Genomic DNA, 17,493 nt, shown 5'->3' on the forward strand with positions numbered 1-17,493 from the left:
CCTTTGTCAGCATGTACCGCCTTCGAGGCCGGATATAGAAAAAGGAGCTTCCCCCGGCTTGATCCGCCCAGGAAGCTCCCTCTGATGCCGCTACATGACGTTGTAGCCGTTATAACCGTTATAACCATTATAGCTTTGATGGTCATGATAAGCGTTCTGGCTCATCTGAGCTTTCGGTCTTGGCAAGCCAACACGGTAACGCCCCATCGTCTCAATGCCGCCAACTCCGTCAATACCGCTTATTGTGCCATTAATGACATCTGGCAGATTAATGGTATCCTTGAACGGCGTATAGCTGGCCTTAATGGCAATGTAGACCGGATCAAGCGCATGAATCAGAATTCGGCCAGGCGAGCTGGCAAAGTTCGCTCCTGCATGCAGCAGCGCCTCATAGTGGGACTGGCACGCCCCGGCGATGACAACCAGCCCATCCTTGCTCTTGTCATAGTCCCGCGCTACCTGTACAGCGTTCACAAAGTTCTGGGAATTTTTATACCCGTTTAAATTATAATACTCCGACCGCTGGTCTCTATGCTTGAGGACGCCATCATGGCCGGTAATGACGATGATGTCCGGTTTAATCTGGGGCAGCAGGCGATATACCATTTCCGCCATCCTCGATTCATCGACATGAAGCCCATGAGCCGGTACTCGCATGCTTGAATACAACTGCATGCTTTTTTTCATATAATTCGCATCACCATCCAGATGGAGTACGACACCGGGCACTTCAAAATAGGATTGCGGGCTCTGCGGGGTCGGCTGCCCCTGTCCCTGCCTCTCGGTCCAACCCATCTGCTGATGAAGCTGCTGCTGCTGCATACGTTCCATTGTCTGGGTAACCTTGATTTTGACCTGCTGGGCGGCCCCCGTCAATTCCGGATTCTCGACGACAGACAGATCATCCAGCGGCGAATCCGCCAGCAAGCGATAATCCGTACCTTTGATGATTGCCGACTCATTGCGAAAGCCTTCAATACGGAAAATCACATCGCTGCCGTACGAATTGCGGACGACCAAATCCCCTGGCTTCATGAATTAATCACCTCTTCGTCTATCCTATGGGCGAATAGCCGGATTGGTGAAGCCATCATGACGAAAAACAGGTTTAAGTCGTCTCGAGCCAGCCTGCCTGACGCAGTCCCTCGCTAATTCGCGCAAATTCCTCCAGCGAGAGCGTCTCCCCGCGGCGGGACGGGTCAATACCGCATGATGTGAGCAGTTCCAGCAGCTTATCGCGGTTCTGCTTGCCTACAAAAGCGCCAAGATTATTCGCAAGCGTCTTGCGCCGCTGCGCGAAGCTGGCCTGCACCACACGGAAATAGAGCTTCTCATCTTCGATCTCTACAGGCGGCTTGCTGCGCAGCGACAGCTTGATGACAGCCGAATCTACATTCGGCTGTGGAATGAATACCGTATGGGGAACCGTACAAACCAGCTCAGGCTCACAATAATACTGCACCGCTACACTCAGGCTGCCATATGTCTTGCCACCCGGCTTGGCCGCCATCCGCTCGGCGACTTCCTTCTGGATCATGACGACGATATGCTCCAGAGGCAGCCGCTCCTCCAGCAGCTTCATCAGGATTGGTGTGGTCACATAATAGGGCAGATTGGCCACGACGCTAATACCCGTCACATCCTTATAGCGCCGCTCAATCAACTCCTTCAGATTGAGCTTCAGGACATCGCCATGTACAACCTCGACATGCTCCAGCCCTTCAAGCACCTCTCCCAGAATCGGGATAAGCCTGTTGTCAATCTCTACAGCCGTAACCACACCGGCTGCATCCGCCAGCTTTTGCGTTAAGGCGCCAATTCCCGGTCCGATCTCCAGTGCGCCCTTTGTTTTATCAAGCTGTGCCGCCGACACAATCTTGTCCAATATATTTTGATCAATCAGGAAATTCTGCCCCAAGCTTTTTTTGAATGAAAAGCCGTGCTTTGCAATAATCTCCTTCGTCCGCTTTGGTGTTGCTACCTGCGTATCAGCAGCATGATGCTTGCTCATTACTTTGTTTCCCCCTGCACTATTCAATGGTCTCCTCCATCGTCCGGAGCGCGTTCACAAACTCATCCAGTGATATCCGAAACATTGTACAACGTTTGTAAAACTGCTTCCCGTTAGCATACCCGATTCCGAGCAAATTGCCCATCAGCAGACGGCGCCTGGCCGCGTCGGAATGAACGATTAAGCCCGCATCGATCAAATGCTCCCACGTAATCAGGGGCACTGTCGGCTCCGTCGCTTCCGCATACTCGGTGCGGACATTGGCAAGAGCACGCCGGATAGCGTCAGGGGTTGCATTCTCCACACCGATATCCCCCTTGTAGAGCGCCTCCTCCTGCGCCAGAAAGGCGTGCTTGCAGCCGGGAACCCGTGCCGACACAATCTTGCGGATGCGCTCCCCCGCATGGTCAGGGTCCGTGAAGATAATAACTCCTCTGCGCTCCATAGCAAGCTCCACCCGTTTCAATACGGCCTCTCCGATTGCAGAACCGCCTGTCTCAATAGTCTCCGCCTCCACCGCCCGCTTGATGGCAATCGTGTCATCCTTGCCTTCCACCACAATGACCTCTTTAATCATACCCACCTGTTCCTTTGCCATATAAATATCTGAACTTCCGGCCGTCAAGAAAAAAATAGCCGAAAAGCTTGTACATTCTGAAACTTTGATCCGCTCTGAAACGTCATAATTATGTAATCGCAATTTCACACCGGAAATCCCGAATGCCATAACAACACAATATCACATTTCCCGATATATAAAAAAGAAGAGGCATCGCCTCTCCCTATCATGACATATTTAAGCTAAAAATACGATATCATAAAGCACAGCCATGTTTTTAGCTTGCCTTCGGCTTGTTTGGGCCGATGACATAGACCGTATGGCCTTTTTTGCGACCAAACTTTTTCACGTAGCTTTCACTGTCAAAGTAAACGTCAATCTTGCTGCCCTTGATAGCACCGCCTGTATCTTCAGCACGACGGAAACCGACACCTTCGATATAGACCCACCATCCCATCGGAATGACATCCGGGTCAACTGCAATTGTACGTCCTTCTTCCACCTTCGCTCCGGATGCTGTTACCCCATACTCCGGATGGCTTGAGCTCTTGCCTGTGGAAGCGACACCGGCTGAATAAGCCGTCAGCGTCACACTCTTCAATACCTTCTTCGCGTTGAAGGTTACACCTGCCTTGGTAATTGACTGAGCCCCGCCCGAACTTACAGGGGAGTAGGAAGCGACCTTTACCTCAGGCTCCTTCTTCTTGGTACCGACAGCTATAACCTTATCGACACTTTTGGTCTCGACGGTCTTGGTGACCAGCTTCTTGGATACAAGATTGCCGTCTTCATAGACCTTCTCATAATGCTCCACCAGCAAGCCTTCCTTGCCGGTCTGAACAACCTTCTGTTTACCCTCTTCAAGCGTCGGATCGTCCTTCTTCACAACCTCGAACGGAACCTTGCGCTCTGCTTTATCAACTTGTTTATCTACACGTATGATGGATACGATCATGTCCGGATTTAACTGTGCATTTAAAGCGGGTTGAATTTTATCCTCATCTGAAAGCGATATATTGAATTCTCCGATCGCCGCTTTCACGGTTTTCTCTGTTGTGTAGAATGTATTAGCCTTACCGTCTGCCTTGACAGTAATGGGTATGGCCTGGTCAATGACAATCCGGTCACCATCCTTGATGTCCGAATCCAGGGGCATCGAAATCTTGTCGTGCTCCCCGACTGTGATAGCTTGTTCATCCAACAGGCGCTGCAGGACCCACTGCTTCGTAGAAACAACGGTTTCTTGTCCATTCAAAACGACGGATACGTTCTTATATGCCGTTCCGTACAACAACACCAATAACATGAAAGTCATAGCGATTGAGATAATTGCACTTAATACAATCAAACGCAAATTTTCATGCTTCCATCGCAATGCGAAAGACATGCTGGATGATCGTTTACCATGGGTATCCTTTTGCTGGAACATGCCCACTTCCTCGGTCCTCCTTCATAGCCCCGCCGCCAACTGTGACGCATGATTACAACTGACGCGACTATTGTAAGATTAGCGTGCAAGCACGCATTCCTCGTTAGTTCGCCATTTCCCACCCCCATGAATTATCCCTATGTCGCCCTTTTATCATATATTCAAAAATAAAAAGAAGCCCGACGACAGAGGATCTGTTTCGTGGCTTCCAGGCTGCATTTTACAAACCATGGATTGTGGGCACGAGGTTGATCTCTCTCATATACGCTGACGAGGTTAGCTGACGGGTTCGGGCAGGAGAGACGCCCTATCATTACGCGCCGGATGCGAAGGTTATCGGCACGCTCCAAATTCACCCCAAAAATCACTATGGTTCCCCCGCTTCTCACATGCGATATCGGCTGCAGCCGTCCCCCAAATGAGAATTAAGCAAAACTGGAAATACAATACAACTTCAAGCTCTGAGAAAAATCATACCTTCTTTCGTATCCCATTGTAAAGATCATTAAAAATGCGATTTTAACGAATTTTAAGGAAAAACTCGCAAAATTAATTCAATTTCGCGAGTCAAAGTCACTTTTTTCACCCTCTAGGTCTTAAATTCTAAGTTTCTTTTCTATTTTTGAGGTAGACGAAAACAATTCTCAGCGTTTTCGGTCGTAATTCTTGAAATTTCTTCCAAACTTTTGCCTTTGATTTCCGCTGCCGCCTCTGCAACGAGTCTCACATAGGCGGACTCATTCCGTTTCCCACGGTAGGGGTGAGGAGCCAAATAAGGAGCATCTGTCTCCAGCAATAACCGGTCTAATGGAACCCTTTCCAAAACCTCTTTAGGGACCCTTGCATTTTTGAAAGTGACAGGCCCTCCAAACGAGATATAGAAATTCATATCCAGACATAATTTGGCGGTTTCCCAGCTGCCGGAGAAGCAGTGCATGACCCCGCCAACCTCACTTGCCTTCTCTTCTTTCAAAATGCGGACGACATCCTCATGGGCATCCCGGTTATGAATAACAATGGGTTTATTTACTTGCTTCGCCAAATTTATTTGCTCGCGAAATACCCGCTGCTGAACATCTTTTGGTGAAGTATCCCAGTGATAATCTAATCCAATTTCGCCAATTGCGACCACTTTTGGATGGCTAGCCAAACTTGCAATCCAGTCTAAATCCTGAGGTTTCATCTCGATGCTGTCGACCGGATGCCAGCCGACGATGGCATAGATGAAATCGTATTTTTCCGCCAATTTCATCGTGGTCGGAATCGTCTCGCGATTGAAGCCAACATTGAGAATTCGGCTGATTCCCGCCTCCTGCGCGCGCTCAATAACGAGCTCGCGGTCTTCGTCGAAATTGGGAGAATCAAGGTGTGCATGTGTATCAATCAACAAGGAAAAATACCCCTTTCTTCTATATAATATGTACAAGCGTATGAGAACAGGCTACTATGCTGCAAATCGTCATTAAATCGCGAATAACTGCCGTATTCGGGGGTCAAGTTTGTCGGCTTTTGCCTGAAGCAGATCATCTGGATAATATAGGTGGTATTTTCCAAGATGGATCCCTGTAATGGAACGAATAATGTCAGACTTCCTCGAAATTTCTGAACACTCACCATTAGTACCTTGTAACAAAATTGGCGGCTTCTCCTCTCCTTCGGCCTTCCCTGGCTGATACACATCGTAAGGAAGGTCAAACGGGGAATCAATCTCCAGATGATAGTCTGGTCTTAATCCGGCCGCTTCAAACTCCTGGCGAATCTCATCCCACAGTGCTTCATTTTTTTCATCCATGGTTATATATTTATACAATCTCCGATGGAGAAAACGGGCGCACAGATCGGACAACAACTCATCCCTCTCTTCAGTCCATTGCATGAACACTGTCTGAGCCATCGCTTCATCGAGGAGGAAGTAATCCTGTATGGTCAAATCGCCCTCCAGCAGCTTTCGGAAAGGACGGGTCATATATTGGAAGGAATATCCTTCATGATATAGTTCCCTTGCCCGCCGAAAAATCTGCCGCAGTATAATTTCCGAGCTGCGTGTCACCGGGTGGAAATAAACTTGCCAATACATTTGGTAGCGGGACATCAGATAGTCTTCTACCGCATGCATTCCGCTTTCTTTCACAACAATCTTGTCCTTATATGGACGAAGCACGCGAAGGATACGCTCGAGATCGAAGGTGCCGTAATTCACGCCTGTGAAATAAGCATCCCGCAGCAGATAATCCATGCGGTCCGCATCCATCTGACTTGATACTAAACTAACGACAATCGGCTTGTCATAGTTTTTGCAGATGACGGAAGCAACCCGTTCGGGGAAATCATCGGATACACGGCGCAATACCCGGTTGACCTCTGTATCCTCCAGCAGGAAGCGGCATGTCCAGCCCTCATGATGCATGTCGAAGACTTGCTCGATGGAGTGGGAGAAAGGACCATGTCCCAAATCATGCAGCAGAGCGGCACATAGCGATACCCACTTCTCTTCCTGTGGCCAGTCGGAATAACCATGGCGCTCAAATTGGGAGATAATTTTACGTGTAATTTCATAGACACCCAGCGAATGGGAAAATCGGCTATGCTCGGCGCCGTGAAAAGTCAGATAGGAGGTCCCAAGCTGTCTGATTCTGCGAAGACGTTGAAATTCCTTCGTATTAATCAGATCCCAGATCAGCTCGTCCTGTACATAGATGTACTTGTGGACCGGGTCCTTGAATACTTTCTCCTCTGCAAGTCTTTGTGTGTAATCTTGAAACATGTTCTTCACCTCTTTAGGAAGCGGATCGCTTCAAATTTTTTTCGCTCATCCGAACATTCGACATGATTTTGTTGCAAAATGTCGATTCAAGACACATATTCGACATATTATAGATTTTTATGTCGAATAGTGTCGACCTATCGTTTCCATTGATTTTCTTTGATTTCACTGGGACTGTTCATTATTTTGCTCATATATATACGTCATTTAGTAGATTTTAACACATTTTTGGGATAAAAATTGGGTTGACTATTATGGGAATGGTTGGTATTATAGATAACAGAAAACGTAGTATTTTGTCGAATGATGACGAAACCGTTTGGAAGGGGAAACGATAGAATATGATGAAATCAACAGGTATTGTCCGTAAGGTAGACGAACTGGGACGTGTAGTTATTCCAATTGAGCTTCGCCGCACCCTTGGAATCGGTGAGAAGGATGCTCTTGAAATCTACGTAGACGGCGAGCGCATCATGCTGAAGAAGTATGAGCCTGCTTGCATCTTCTGCGGCAACGCTGAGAACGTAACTTATTTCAAAGGAAAAATTGTTTGTCACGAATGCTTAACAGAATTGCCTACACCTGTGACAAATTAAAAAAAATAAGTTATAATAAATGAATCACATTGTTAATTCTAACCTTTTTATACTCCTTGATGCCTTCCTGCGCTAGAACCCGGCCAGGAAGGTCTTTTTTTTATTCCCCGTCTTTAATCATAATCTGGTTATACACATCCCGTTTGGACATCCCTCTATCTTTGCCAACCTGCTTCATCGCCTCCTTGCGGTCGGATATAAGTGCGATGTAATGCTCGACATGCTGCTCGATTGTCATCGCTGACCACCACTTAACTTCTTTATCCCCTTCCAGAGGCATTCCCGTGATCCGCTCCTCCGCCCCTGCGACGACGAGGCAGTATTCACCAAGCGGCGGATTCGATTCCAGCCATTCCAGGCATTCCCCAATAGTACCATGTGCAACCTCTTCATGCCTCTTGGTCAATTCTCTGGCCATCGCCATTTTACGGTCTCCCCAAACCTCAAGCATAGCCTGCAATGTCTTCTTGACCCGGTGCGGCGACTCATACATAAGCAGCGTTCCTTCTTGCGTCTTCAAATCCGACAGCCAGCTGTTTAGAGGCTTCTTATCCCGCGGGGGAAATCCAACGAAGCTGAAGCGGTCCGTCTTGAGTCCTGATATGATTAAGCCTGACAAGGCTGCGTTAGCTCCTGGAATCGGAACGACAGCAATCCCTGCCTCCACTGCATCACGAACAATGTCCGCACCCGGATCAGAGATAGCAGGGAGTCCTGCATCACTTACCAGTGCAATCTGCTGTCCTTCCTCCAGCAGCCTGAGCAGTTCATTGCCGCTGGCCTGCTTATTATGCTCATGGTAGCTGACCAGTCTGGTCGAAATTTCGAAATGTGTCAGCAGCTTGCGGGTTTGCCTCGTATCCTCGGCAGCGATCATATCGACCTCGCGCAGTGTGCGGACTGCACGAAAGGTCATGTCCTCCAGGTTGCCGATTGGCGTCCCCACCAGATAGAGCGTGCCCGCCTTCCGGCTGGCGTTAAAGCTTTTTTGAATGTGAATCACCTTACTCATCCTTTCGGCTGTCATGCTGTGGGCCATAATAGATATCCATTAATTCCTTATTATATTGGTTCTGACTGCTGTAAACAATGAGTGGCGGCAGAACCTTCACATCCGGCTTGCCGTCACGAAGTGCTTCAATCAGCACCATATTGGCTTCCGCATCCGCATGAGGATGGACAAACCGTATCCGCTTTGGCTCCAGCCTCACCGCTCGCATCGCCTCCATGATCTCCATCAGGCGTGAAGGCCGGTGTACCATCGCAACCCTGCCTCCGGTTCTTACCATCCTGGAGCAGGCTGCAGCCACCTCCTGCAACGTACAATGAATTTCGTGGCGGGCAATTGCATAATGCTCATTATGGTTCTGGTCTCCGGTATTAGCCGGCATATAGGGAGGGTTAACAGTAACCAGGTCGTAGACACCATAGCCATTGTCCAAATGATACTGTCGCAGATCACCTTCCGTAATCATGATCTGCTCTCCCTTGTTGTTCCACGCCACACTCCGGCGTGCCATATCTGCCAGCCGGGGCTGAATTTCTACAGCATCAATCGGCGCCTCTGTCCGTGTTGACAACAGCAGCGGAATCACACCGTTTCCTGTACAAAAATCAAGGATGCGTCCTCTGCGCGGCACCGTTGCAAACCTTGCCAGCAGTACCGCATCCATCGAAAAGCTGAAAACCTCAGCGCTTTGTATAATATGAAGCTGATGCGTAAGCAAATCGTCCAGTCTTTCGGTCGGCAGCAAAGGTATATTACGATTAGGCATCCCTCAATTCCCTCCTTCAATAGAATTCAAAGAAGACCCGCTAGGGGTCTTCTTTGCGCATTCATACTATTCGCTTCATAGCCGTATCATCCGGGATGCGGGCAGCAGCTCATTTGTTCAGGAACGAGAGACAGAACAGGCAATCCCCTTCGGTGCGCAAATGGCCATAATAGACGTTGCAAATATGGAAGCCCTCGTGATAAAGCCTGGCCAGATTATCATGGCCTTCTCCGACGGCTGTTCCAAGCAGCTCCTCGGCCGCTGCAGGCATATCCGCCGCTTTCTGCTGTGGCGCTTCATGGGCTTCTGTTTCTTCCACGGAAGCTTCCTCCACAGCCAGCAGGGATTCCCTTTTGAACAAATCTCTAAGCTGCTGATTTTCTATGCTGAGGCGTTTATTCTCTTCAAGTAGCGCTTTAATCAATAATTTCATCTCGCCGAGCTCCGAATGCAGCCCGCCGACATGAGTCTCCAACTGGTCCATCCGTTTAAATAAATTATTTTTCTCCAAGTTCCCACCCCAGAGTATAGCGCAAAATCGTCGAATTATTTCACCACAACGTCATCAAAAGGCAGCTCTTTCGGTTTGCCTCCCGTTTCAAACAATTGAACATAGACTGTTCTGGAAGAGGCATTAATTCCGGTCACCTTGCCTTCACCGAGTGAGGTGATAACCACTTTCCCGACTGCTGGCAGTTCTTCACGGACACTCTCATAATTGTCGTGTTCATATTTCAGACAACACATGAGCCGCCCGCACAGTCCGGAAATTTTGGTCGGATTCAGCGACAGATTCTGATCCTTCGCCATTTTAATCGATACCGGCTCAAAATCTCCAAGCCATGAGGAACAGCATAAAATTCGTCCGCATGGCCCGATTCCCCCGAGCATCTTCGCTTCATCACGTACACCGATCTGTCGAAGCTCTATCCGGGTCCGGAACACGCTGGCCAAATCTTTAACCAGCTCACGGAAATCGACTCTTCCTTCGGCTGTAAAATAAAAAATAATTTTATTGCGGTCAAACGTGAATTCAACATCCACCAGCTTCATCTTGAGCTGATGGTCGCGAATCTTGTCCACACAGGTAGAGAAGGCATTCTTGGCCGCGTTCTTATTCTCTTCCATGACCTTGGCATCCGTATCGCCGGCAATGCGGATAACCTTCTTCAATGGAAGAACGACGTCCTCCTCCTCAACCTGCTTCTGCCCTACCACCACTTTTCCGTATTCGATCCCACGCGCTGTCTCAACAATGACATGCTGATTTTGTTCCACCGCATGTTCAACCGGATCAAAGTAATATATTTTACCCGCCTTCTTGAAGCGGACACCTACTACATTATACAAGGCTTCTGCCCTCCTGAAGGTTCACCAGAAATTGCTCGAAAGCCAGCTGGGGCGCCACATGCGCGCGTATCCGCTTGCTGGCCTCCAACGTAGACTCCATACATGACACCCAACCTTCAGCCGAACGTGCAAAGGCATGATTACGTATCCAGTCCAGCTGATCTACATATACAATGGCATCTTCTCTGCCGGCTTGAAAATGAATCATATCCTTGTACCACAGCAAGAGCATTGACATGAGCTGCTCTGGCTGCTGGCTGGAGTTTGACTTGAAAATATCCTGTGACAGCGTCACCATTGCCGCAGTATATTTTGTCAAGCTCTCCTTGCCTAATTGTATCACTAGGTTTCTTGTTTCTGCAAACCCCTCTTGTTGGATAATCTCCCTGCAAGCATCCAGACCTGAAGCCAGATGAACCGCAACACGCACCAGCATAGAGGGATGTCCCTCCCTGATGAGTGCCTCCTGCATGTCTGCGGAAGCAATTGGGTGGAATGGCACAAGCTGTGTGCGCGACCGAATCGTTGGCAATATGGCTTGTCCGTTATCGGTCAGCAGAAGCGCGACAATCGGCGCAGATGGCTCCTCCAGAAATTTCAGCAGGCTGTTGGCCGCTTGGACCGTCAGCTTCTCTGCCCCGTCCAGAATATATACTTTGCGTCCCTCGCCATGATTGCGGTAAGAAAGCTCCCGCTGCAGCTCGCGAATCTGGTCAATTTTAATGGTGGCTCCGTCAGGCGAAATATGCAGCAGATTGGGCTGATTCCCATGCTCAAACTTCCTGCAGGAGAGGCATTTGCCACAGGCATCACTACCCTGCTCCTCACAGAAAAGCGCTTTGGCAAAGGCCATTGCGGTTGCTCTTCGTCCTGTTCCTACAGGGCCGCTGAACAAGTAGGCATGGGATACACTCTGTCGCTGAAGGGCCTGCTGCAAAATCCGCTTGGCCTTCTCCTGTCCGACAATCGATTGAAATGACATCGGTCATGCTGCTCCCTCAAAAAAAATAATTAATTAACAAGCCCCGGATTTCTCCAATCCGCTCCAACAGATCGATTCTGCCCTGCTCCGTGTCCAGCAGTTCCTCGCCCATACCGAGCAGGACAGCATCCACTTCCTCCAGCAGCTTGTATCGTTTTGTCCGGCCGCGGCGATCCCAGCCTTTGGTCTCCCTCAGGCCCACACCGCGGCGCAGCGTATCCTCAAGAAACTTCCTGATCATCTGTTTGTAAAGCGTCATCTCACGAACCGTCATGGACTTGGCCAGGCGCTCGCCCTGATTATGGATGTCCTGCAGCTTTTTTTGCAGCTGCTCCTGCGTCCTCATATTCTCCTGCTGTCCCATAACATCGGCAAAGTTCGTCTGCATGGCAGGCCTGGACCCCATATCGGTGCGTGTTCGTTCCTGGCCAAGCGGCCGAAAGCCGGGGTTAATTTTCATCCGTTATGTCACACCCGATCAATAGTGTTCGAATCGTTCTACCGGTACTACGAAGACTGCCGCTCCACCTACTTGCACCTCTACAGGGAACGGGATATACGAATCGGTGGTTCCGCCCATTGGCGTTACCGGAGTTACAAGCTGGTCGCGGACTTTGCAATTGGAGCGGATAACCTGCATAACGTCAGGTACTCGCTCATCTTCAATACCTATCATAAATGTCGTATTTCCTGCTTTCAGAAACCCGCCTGTACTTGCCAGCTTGGTCGCACGAAATCCATCTTTTATGAGCGCATTCGACAACCGGTTGCTATCCTTGTCCTGCACAATCGCGATCACTAATTTCATCGTTAACCCTCCCTTATTTACTTGTTAAAGTGTGCCTGGCGAAGCCCGCCAGCAGCCTGAAACCATAATCAGCAGCCGCTAACTGCTCCGTATGAATCTGTTTCTTCTATTATAATTTGACATCCGTTGCGAAAAAACCTTTAAGTCCGTGCTCAACAGCTGCAATTGCCTGCTGGGCTACAACATTTGGCTCAGCACCGGCATTTATTCTCACGATTCGGTTTGGATATTGCCCATAGACTTGCTCGTAGCCGGCTCTCACCTTCTTGTGGAACTTTAGTCCCTCCAAATCCAGACGGTTCAGTTCACGGGCATCGTCCTTGTGTATCCGCTTCAATCCTTCTTCAGGCTCAATATCCATCCATAGCGTCAAATCCGGCATCGTGTCTCCAATTGCAAAACGGTTGATTTCCCACACCGCTTCCATCCCAAGCCCGCGTGCAAAGCCCTGGTACGCAAGACTGCTGTCGATGAACCGGTCGCAAATGACGACGGCTCCCTGCTCCAGTGCCGGAATCACCTTCTCAACCAGATGCTGACGTCTTGCCGCAGCATACAGCAACGCTTCCGTTCGCCCATCCATGCTTGTATTTCGGGAGTCGAGAATGACGCCGCGAATTTGCTCCGCGATCGCAATCCCGCCCGGCTCCCGTGTCGTAACAACAGCAATGCCTGAAGCACTCATCCGCTGCTCAAGTTCTTGTATCAGCGTCGTCTTGCCTGCACCCTCGCCGCCCTCAATTGTAATGAATCGTCCTGATTTCAATGCGAATGCTCCTAATCGTGTAGTCATACCTTATAACTATTGTAACAAAGCGTTCAATTTCGGTAAACGACGAATCCGTCTAGCGCGGGTAAACTTTCACATGAATTAAGGAAGGGTCGGATGCTCCCTGAATCTTGGCTCCATGACCGGCAAGCGACTGGAGTACTGCAATGATGCCATGATCCATACATTCCCCCGGATATAATATAGGTATGCCGGGCGGGTACGGAGTGATCATCTCTGCGCAAATTCTTCCTTCCGCTTCCTGGAGCGGTACCCATTCTGCCCTTGGTACTTCATCTGCAGGAGCAGGAATTCGTACCGGACTGGACAAGGACAATCCTTCCCAGCTCCAATGTACAGTTGATCGCACATCAGCACCCTTAATCTCTCTGCTCCCTAATCCATACTGCTCTGAAATTGCAGATAACGCCTTTACAAGGCTGTCCATATCCCGCCTATTACATGAAATGCCGATCAGGAGGACGCAATGTCTGGCATCGGCCATCTCCGCCCACCAGCCATACCCCTCCAGCTCTTTGAGCCAATCATAGCCGGATAATGTGCCTGTCTGGTCTGACAACGTAATCCGGAGCGGATCCGTATGATTGAATGCTGCCGATTCCCGTGAGCCCAGCCCGCTTGTTCCCAAAAATGAAGCACCAGCTGGTAGCCCCGCAGATTCCGGATTAAGGGACAGCAGACTCAACCATGGAAGCTTGCTTTGTACACATTCCCGCAAATAGGCCGCAGCTTCAATCGCTTCAGTAAATAAATTAGGGCCTTGTTCCATACATACAGCACGAGCCAAATCAAGAGAGGCCATAATCGGGTATGAAGGGCTGGAGCTCTGAATCATAGCCAGTGTCCCACGCAGCCTGTTCCGGTCAATTCGTTCTCCCTGTATATGCAGCATGGCCCCCATAGTCAGTGCAGGAAGTGTCTTATGAGCCGATTGCACGACAGCATCCGCCCCGGCTGCAAGTGCACTTTCAGGGAAATCAGGGTGCAGTCCATAATGCGCACCATGCGCTTCATCCACAAATAATAGCTTATTGTAGTTATGAACCAGCTCTACATACTGCTTCAGACTGACTCCCATGCCATAATAATTCGGATTGCACAGCATAACGGCAATCGCATCAGGATAACCGTTCAGGGCTTCCTCCAGCTGAGCCAGTGACGGGACTGTAGCCAGACCACTGTCTTTGTCAATCTGCGGAGCTGCAAACACAGCACGCGCCCCGCTAAGAGCCAATCCATTGATAATGGACTTATGGACGTTTCGCTGTGTAATCACAATGTCATCCCGCTTGCAGTGAGACAGCAGCAGCGCCAGATTGCCTACCGTACTTCCTCCCACCAGGAAGAATGTTTCTTGTGCGCCAAACAGTTGAGCTGCCAGCCTCTGAGCTTCCAGAATCGCCCCTTCCGGATGATGCAAATCATCGGTTACGGACAACTCTGTCACATCCAGGCGCATCATCCGGCTGAAATCCTCACGGACCGAATCCGGCAGCTTGTCCAGTGCTTTTCCATACTGGTGACCAGGGACATGCAAACTTCCCGGGTTGCATTCCGCGTGCCTGACCAGCATTTCATATAAGGGAGCCTTAAATGACGGCATTTAATAAAATCCTCTCTATTCCATCTTCTTCTGGCCTGCTATTGAAATCAGGCCGATCATGCAAGTGCAAATAAAAGTGTATGTGTATATGCAAAATCTCTTATTATCTTTCATTCCTATTACCCAGTATGGTTCCCATCATATCATATTCCCGGTTCATCTAATGCAGATGTTATTTTTTACTCGTCCAAAATTACTTGGCAAAGGATGTTCCACGTGAAAACATGTCTGAACAAACATGATACAAAAAATCCCCTGCAACCAGCCTGCAATAAAGAGCCATACAGCTCCTTTATAACAAGCCGCCCGAGGGGAGCGATTTTCCTGTCTTCTATGTGTTATTCCCTAATCCATATATTAAAGATTAGGCATCCTTCTTTAACCAGATTTGCCGAAGCTGATGAATGAAAAACGGATACTTGGCATCCCTCACATCGGTTCTTATCATCTCTGATTCACAGGTATCGCATATAAATTCGGACAGGACAAAAATTCCTTCTTCTTTCTCATGTCCACATACAATACAACAAGGCTGACGGTTCTCTTCATTCATTGATCATCCCGTCCTTTACTTATTAATCGTCAATCAGGATTTAAAATCCTCTATGCCTACTATTATGACACAAATCCTAGCAAGATATACTTGTTTCATAGTGAAAACAAGCTATTTTCAAATTTTTAAACAGAATAACTATTAACTTGTTGAATTTTTTATTATCCTATGCATCAAAAGCCCAGATTGTGTGCGGTCAAGACTTTGCTTTCCCTGAGGGAATGGACCTACAGTATTCATAGGGTTTAGTTGAAACTTGATTATCCATTTTTACGTAAATGTTAATAAATGAAGGGGTGTATGACGTGAATAAATACTCGATCGCTGAATTTATTAAAAATACAGAACAAGAAGATAAAGGAGAAGGATTTTTTGAATTAGAAACACCACGTCTGCTGGAGGTAAATCTTGATGGTCTCGTTTGGGCCAAGGCAGGTTCAATGGTCGCTTATCATGGGAAGATCAAATTTGTGAGAGAGGGTATTTTAGAAAACGGAATTGGGGCCATGTTCAAAAAGGCTTTCACTGGTGAAGGTGCTTCCCTCATGAAAGCAAATGGGCAAGGTAAGTTATATCTTGCTGACAGTGGGAAAAAAATCATTATTCTTTATTTACAGAATGAAGCCATTTATGTCAATGGAAATGACCTGCTTGCATTCGAACCATCTATTAAGCACAATATTAAGCTCATGAGAAAAGTAGCAGGGATGATGGCAGGCGGTCTATTTAATGTTCGGTGCGAAGGAACGGGTATGATCGCCATTACGACCCATTATGAACCACTTACATTACGTGTAACACCAGGGAATCCAATTATTACAGATCCAAATGCGACTGTAGCGTGGTCGGGAAACCTTCAACCTGAATTTCAAACCGATATTTCTCTAAAAACCTTCATTGGAAGAGGTAGTGGAGAATCGATTCAAATGAGGTTTGAAGGAGACGGTTTTGTTATTGTTCAGCCGTATGAAGAAGTTTATATGCAGGAAAAGAGCTAATCGCCTTTAAGGACTTATCTATGTCAGTAATCAAAGCTCCTATTAAGCTGCCAAAAGAGATATTAATTCATTGAAGTCGAATAGAAAATGAGTCGCACATTGAAGCATCCTTCCGGGTGCTTTTTGTTTTTCATTTAAACAAAGTCTAATAAATACCTATAGATTTGATTTATTTACAATGAAATTCTATTATTTGTATACGAAAAGCCTATTAAATAATAAAATGTAAATAGGGAATGGTATTATTGGAGGGTTATATAATGGAGAGAAAATCCGTTATTCATGAGAATGCAACTATATATCACTATCAATTAGTGAAAAAGATTCAAGTAATGAATGAGTCTGTGATTAGCTATGGAATTATAGTTTCCGGGCTGGGCATTTTTCAAATTATGATGTACGGCTACATCGGTCTGTTGCTCTGGCTGGTAAGCGCGCTAGCCATTTATCTGCTGCATTGGGTGATCATCAAACTCACGATGCTCCGGGTGGACGAGCCTGAGGACCGTCGTTGGGGATGGAGATATAAGTCTCCCTGGATAGGTTACCTTCCTATAGCCATGGTAGAACACCAGTTATTCCGCAGGCTTCACCGTCATTTGCTCTGGATTGGCCTCTGTGCAGTTGCGCTTATTTATCCATGGATGAATGAATCAGTAATGATAAGCCTCTTAAGCTGGCATCTATGGGCACTGGCGCCAAGACTGCTTATCTTGAACAAGCTTCGTCGTTCCAAAAAAGACGGCCTCATCCTTCTTGAGGATACATCATTCAGCTTTTATCATAGGTGATTAAGAAATAAACGCTAATATACAATTGAACTAACGATAGTCAAAGAACCCGATCCTGTTAACTACAGTTCGGCTTCTTTGAGTTTCAGGCATTAACAAACCAAATCGACACTAAATAGAGTCAACTCACTTTAAAACACAATTCAAACAACAAAAAACCCGTTGAACCTAAAGTTCAACAGGTCATTCGTGCTTGGCGACGTCCTACTCTCCCAGGACCCTGCGGTCCAAGTACCATCGGCGCTGGAAGGCTTAACGGTCGTGTTCGGGATGGGTACGCGTGGTTCCCTTCCGCCATTGCCACCAAACGTTCAGTTGCACACTGAAAACTGGATGCGAAAGTCAATTTGAATCATTTTAGCTAAAGTCTTTAGGATAAGCCCTCGACCGATTAGTACTGGTCAGCTCCACACATTGCTGTGCTTCCACCCCCAGCCTATCAACCTCGTCGTCTTCAAGGGGTCTTACTAATTGGGAAATCTCA

At 47.9% G+C, this 17,493-nt stretch carries 19 protein-coding genes, 2 rRNA genes and 1 riboswitch; of the genes, 3 read left to right on the forward strand and 18 right to left on the reverse strand.

The genetic code is table 11. The features are described 5' to 3' along the window. Positions 1-90 precede the first annotated feature (90 nt). The 6 genes from yabG to H583_RS0112365 form a co-directional block, all read right to left on the reverse strand. On the reverse strand, positions 91-1,035 hold the full coding sequence (yabG, locus tag H583_RS32725) for a sporulation peptidase YabG (protein ID WP_081667174.1): 945 nt from the start codon (positions 1,033-1,035) through the stop codon (positions 91-93). A 73-nt stretch (positions 1,036-1,108) separates the two neighbouring features. Continuing rightward, positions 1,109-2,011 (reverse strand): 16S rRNA (adenine(1518)-N(6)/adenine(1519)-N(6))-dimethyltransferase RsmA, encoded by a 903-nt coding sequence (rsmA, locus tag H583_RS0112345; RefSeq protein ID WP_028560743.1) that lies wholly within the window; start codon positions 2,009-2,011, stop codon positions 1,109-1,111. 19 nt (positions 2,012-2,030) lie between these two features. Then, the gene (gene rnmV, locus H583_RS0112350; protein WP_028560744.1) at positions 2,031-2,588 is read right to left on the reverse strand and encodes a ribonuclease M5; all 558 of its coding nucleotides are present in this window, start codon (positions 2,586-2,588) and stop codon (positions 2,031-2,033) included. Between the two features lie 259 nt (positions 2,589-2,847). Beyond that, positions 2,848-4,005: a resuscitation-promoting factor gene (locus tag H583_RS0112355; protein WP_028560745.1), complete on the reverse strand. Its 1,158-nt coding sequence runs from the start codon at positions 4,003-4,005 to the stop codon at positions 2,848-2,850. 244 nt (positions 4,006-4,249) lie between these two features. Beyond that, a riboswitch (cyclic di-AMP (ydaO/yuaA leader) is annotated at positions 4,250-4,418 on the reverse strand. Between the two features lie 197 nt (positions 4,419-4,615). After that, complete coding sequence (locus H583_RS0112360; RefSeq protein WP_028560746.1) at positions 4,616-5,389, reverse strand: TatD family hydrolase; 774 nt, start codon at positions 5,387-5,389, stop codon at positions 4,616-4,618. Between the two features lie 72 nt (positions 5,390-5,461). Further along, positions 5,462-6,763: an HD domain-containing protein gene (locus tag H583_RS0112365; RefSeq protein ID WP_036709416.1), complete on the reverse strand. Its 1,302-nt coding sequence runs from the start codon at positions 6,761-6,763 to the stop codon at positions 5,462-5,464. Positions 6,764-7,104: 341 nt separating this feature from the next. Between H583_RS0112365 and H583_RS0112370 the strand changes: the two genes are divergently transcribed. Beyond that, positions 7,105-7,359 carry an AbrB/MazE/SpoVT family DNA-binding domain-containing protein gene (locus tag H583_RS0112370; protein ID WP_028560748.1) on the forward strand — a complete coding sequence of 85 codons (255 nt, stop codon included), beginning with the start codon at positions 7,105-7,107 and terminating at the stop codon, positions 7,357-7,359. Positions 7,360-7,459: 100 nt separating this feature from the next. Here the strand turns inward: H583_RS0112370 and rsmI are convergent, their stop codons facing one another. The 10 genes from rsmI to H583_RS0112420 all read right to left on the reverse strand — a co-directional run bounded on the left by rsmI (position 7,460) and on the right by H583_RS0112420 (position 15,220). After that, positions 7,460-8,371 (reverse strand): 16S rRNA (cytidine(1402)-2'-O)-methyltransferase, encoded by a 912-nt coding sequence (gene rsmI / locus H583_RS0112375; RefSeq protein WP_051236373.1) that lies wholly within the window; start codon positions 8,369-8,371, stop codon positions 7,460-7,462. After that, on the reverse strand, positions 8,364-9,134 hold the full coding sequence (locus tag H583_RS0112380; protein ID WP_028560750.1) for a tRNA1(Val) (adenine(37)-N6)-methyltransferase: 771 nt from the start codon (positions 9,132-9,134) through the stop codon (positions 8,364-8,366). Before H583_RS0112380 ends, rsmI begins: the two co-directional genes overlap by 8 nt. Before the next feature lie 109 nt (positions 9,135-9,243). Further along, entirely contained in the window at positions 9,244-9,645 is a 402-nt protein-coding gene (locus tag H583_RS0112385; protein WP_028560751.1) for an initiation-control protein YabA, read from the reverse strand. A gap of 35 nt (positions 9,646-9,680) precedes the next feature. Next, entirely contained in the window at positions 9,681-10,484 is an 804-nt protein-coding gene (locus H583_RS0112390) for a PSP1 domain-containing protein (protein WP_028560752.1), read from the reverse strand. Next, the gene (gene holB, locus H583_RS0112395; RefSeq protein WP_028560753.1) at positions 10,477-11,466 is read right to left on the reverse strand and encodes a DNA polymerase III subunit delta'; all 990 of its coding nucleotides are present in this window, start codon (positions 11,464-11,466) and stop codon (positions 10,477-10,479) included. The genes H583_RS0112390 and holB overlap by 8 nt, the downstream gene beginning before the upstream one ends. 16 nt (positions 11,467-11,482) lie before the next feature. Continuing rightward, on the reverse strand, positions 11,483-11,926 hold the full coding sequence (locus H583_RS0112400) for a YaaR family protein (RefSeq protein WP_028560754.1): 444 nt from the start codon (positions 11,924-11,926) through the stop codon (positions 11,483-11,485). An 18-nt stretch (positions 11,927-11,944) separates the two neighbouring features. Further along, a complete protein-coding gene (locus tag H583_RS0112405; RefSeq protein ID WP_028560755.1) occupies positions 11,945-12,274 on the reverse strand; it encodes a cyclic-di-AMP receptor in 330 nt (109 codons plus the stop codon). A gap of 109 nt (positions 12,275-12,383) precedes the next feature. Further along, positions 12,384-13,067: a dTMP kinase gene (gene tmk / locus H583_RS0112410; protein WP_051236375.1), complete on the reverse strand. Its 684-nt coding sequence runs from the start codon at positions 13,065-13,067 to the stop codon at positions 12,384-12,386. A 52-nt stretch (positions 13,068-13,119) separates the two neighbouring features. Then, positions 13,120-14,667 carry an aminotransferase class I/II-fold pyridoxal phosphate-dependent enzyme gene (locus H583_RS0112415; RefSeq protein ID WP_028560757.1) on the reverse strand — a complete coding sequence of 516 codons (1,548 nt, stop codon included), beginning with the start codon at positions 14,665-14,667 and terminating at the stop codon, positions 13,120-13,122. 364 nt (positions 14,668-15,031) lie between these two features. Beyond that, positions 15,032-15,220 (reverse strand): sigma factor G inhibitor Gin, encoded by a 189-nt coding sequence (locus H583_RS0112420; protein WP_028560758.1) that lies wholly within the window; start codon positions 15,218-15,220, stop codon positions 15,032-15,034. Between the two features lie 305 nt (positions 15,221-15,525). Here H583_RS0112420 and H583_RS0112425 point away from each other — a divergent pair, with 305 nt between their 5' ends. Both H583_RS0112425 and H583_RS0112430 read left to right on the forward strand, forming a co-directional pair. Next, entirely contained in the window at positions 15,526-16,218 is a 693-nt protein-coding gene (locus H583_RS0112425) for an AIM24 family protein (protein ID WP_028560759.1), read from the forward strand. 260 nt (positions 16,219-16,478) lie between these two features. Further along, the gene (locus H583_RS0112430) at positions 16,479-17,009 is read left to right on the forward strand and encodes a transposase (RefSeq protein ID WP_245585904.1); all 531 of its coding nucleotides are present in this window, start codon (positions 16,479-16,481) and stop codon (positions 17,007-17,009) included. 191 nt (positions 17,010-17,200) lie between these two features. Here H583_RS0112430 and rrf read toward each other — a convergent pair. Then, positions 17,201-17,317, reverse strand: a 5S ribosomal RNA gene (gene rrf, locus H583_RS0112435). 63 nt (positions 17,318-17,380) lie between these two features. Further along, a 23S ribosomal RNA gene (locus H583_RS0112440) occupies positions 17,381-17,493 on the reverse strand; the annotation flags it as partial.

The organism is Paenibacillus pinihumi DSM 23905 = JCM 16419 (genome assembly GCF_000422505.1).
In the GTDB taxonomy this organism is placed as follows: Bacteria; Bacillota; Bacilli; order Paenibacillales; family Paenibacillaceae; genus Paenibacillus_D; species Paenibacillus_D pinihumi.